This window comes from Blautia sp. AF14-40 (genome assembly GCF_003479665.1).
Taxonomy (GTDB): Bacteria; Bacillota; Clostridia; order Lachnospirales; family Lachnospiraceae; genus Fusicatenibacter; species Fusicatenibacter saccharivorans.
Genome location: NZ_QUHK01000001.1, coordinates 430,052 through 431,775 on the forward strand (window position 1 = coordinate 430,052; position 1,724 = coordinate 431,775).

The 1,724-nt window shown below is 32.3% G+C and carries 3 protein-coding genes; all 3 read left to right on the forward strand.

Features of this window, described 5'->3' with window-relative positions:
• Positions 1–248, forward strand: a 248-nt coding sequence (locus tag DWW13_RS19160) for a hypothetical protein (RefSeq protein WP_207664283.1), incomplete at its 5' end; no start/stop codon positions are given.
• Between the two features lie 271 nt (positions 249–519).
• A complete protein-coding gene (locus tag DWW13_RS02015; RefSeq protein ID WP_118719080.1) occupies positions 520–1,305 on the forward strand; it encodes a hypothetical protein in 786 nt (261 codons plus the stop codon).
• A 42-nt stretch (positions 1,306–1,347) separates the two neighbouring features.
• Positions 1,348–1,724 (forward strand): AlbA family DNA-binding domain-containing protein (locus DWW13_RS02020; RefSeq protein ID WP_199674829.1); only part of this gene is annotated, 377 nt, incomplete at its 3' end.

The following is a 1,724-nucleotide window of genomic DNA, read 5'->3' on the forward strand; positions in this document are numbered from 1 at the left end:
GAAAGATAAAAAAGTTTTTGAAGAATACAAAAGATGATATTTTTTTGATAGCGTGTCAATCTGTGGTTGTAGGATATTTAGTGATTGGGTGGTATGTAACTGGAAAAATAATTCCGGATGAAAAAAATATATTGTATTTGGTAATATTAGCGGTATGCATAATGCCAATGATAGATATTGCGATGTGGAGAGTTTTGAATTTGTATGCAGACCAAATAAAAAAATCTGAGAATTGTAGAGATAAGTGATTTATGATTCCGTTGGAATATTTATTTAGATGGGAGCTGTTATTTTAATAAGGACTGTCGCATTACAATGGAAAGTGAATCTGAAAGTTTTGAAAGGATAAGCATTTTAGATAAACGAGATTTATTGAGATCTGACCGTGTGCCAAGAAAAGGACATATAGAGTGGGTGAAGTGGCACTAGATAAGCTTGGCTACTTATGATTCGTAGTAGATGCTAGGAGAGTCTGCACTCATTAATTATTAACAAATAAATGAAATTGAGGTGAAAATTATGTCAAAAGGTAATAAAAAGCAATATAAACAATTTGCAATAAATTCACTTGAAGATGGTTGCTTGGTACTAAAGAGTCTTATTGTACCAGTAATTATCGATTTGGAAAAGTTTCGGAATTATTCGGATGAAGCCGAGGTACTTTTGGAAAAGTACAAATTAGATGATTTTATCCCAGCAAACATATATGATTCTATTCATGATAAGATTCTTTATCAGCAGAGAGAATTACTTCGATTTATGGCAGATCATCAGTCTTCATCTTTTTCCTACATTAGTGTAAGGGAACTTCTCGAAAAGAAGGGATTTTTAAAAAGTAGTCTTACTGAGAATAGTAATAAAACGCTGAAGGAATTGCTTGATATAAGAAATTGGTCATTTCATAATGCGCAATCTATGTTAGTGGCTGATTTAGAGATGGCAAAGAAATCAATTCCGTCTGAAATGGTTGGATCAGTAGAAATTAAACCGATGTTGAATCCTGTTGTTATTAGAAAAGTGAAGACATACACATGGAAGATGTTTGCCGATTTTGTCTTTCATAATAAAGTTCGTTTAGCCCAATTTGAATTGATTCTTTCGGAAATGAAAAAAGACTATCAAGAAATGTATGGTTTTCTATCAGATACAGCTTTTATACAGACAAGTAGTGGATTAAGTCGAGAAGTGCAATATATAGAGCAAGAAATAGAGAACCAGAATCCAAAGAAAGCAGGAAGTAGTATTGCTTCCTTATCGATGAAAATTCAAAAAGGAAAATATGATGGATCAAATGAGCGCTACTAAGGGGCTTCCACCGTTAACCACATAATTTAGATGGAGAAAAATATGCTTTCGGAAAAACAAAAGAATGAAGTACTAAAATTGATATCCTATAAGCAAGAAGGAGCATACTGGGATTTTAAAAAGCAATGGTATGAAGATGGAAAGCAGGCAGATTTATTACATGATATTATCTGTATGGCGAATAATCTAGAAAATCGAGATGCATACATCATTATTGGCATAGATGAAGAAAAAGATTATTGTGTTAATGATTTGACAAATTCTGCGGATAGAAAAACGACGCAGATGTTGGTAGATTTTTTAAGAAATAAAAAATTTATGGGTGGGATAAAACCGCATGTAATGGTGGAACCATTGCAATTGGAAAATGGTGTGATTGATGTTATAATAGTAAAAAATGGATATTATACTCCATATGT

Coding starts and splice junctions, on each gene's coding strand:
- DWW13_RS02015 (WP_118719080.1), top strand. CDS start 520: ATGTCAAAAGGTAATAAAAAGCAATATAAACAATTTGCAATAAATTCA.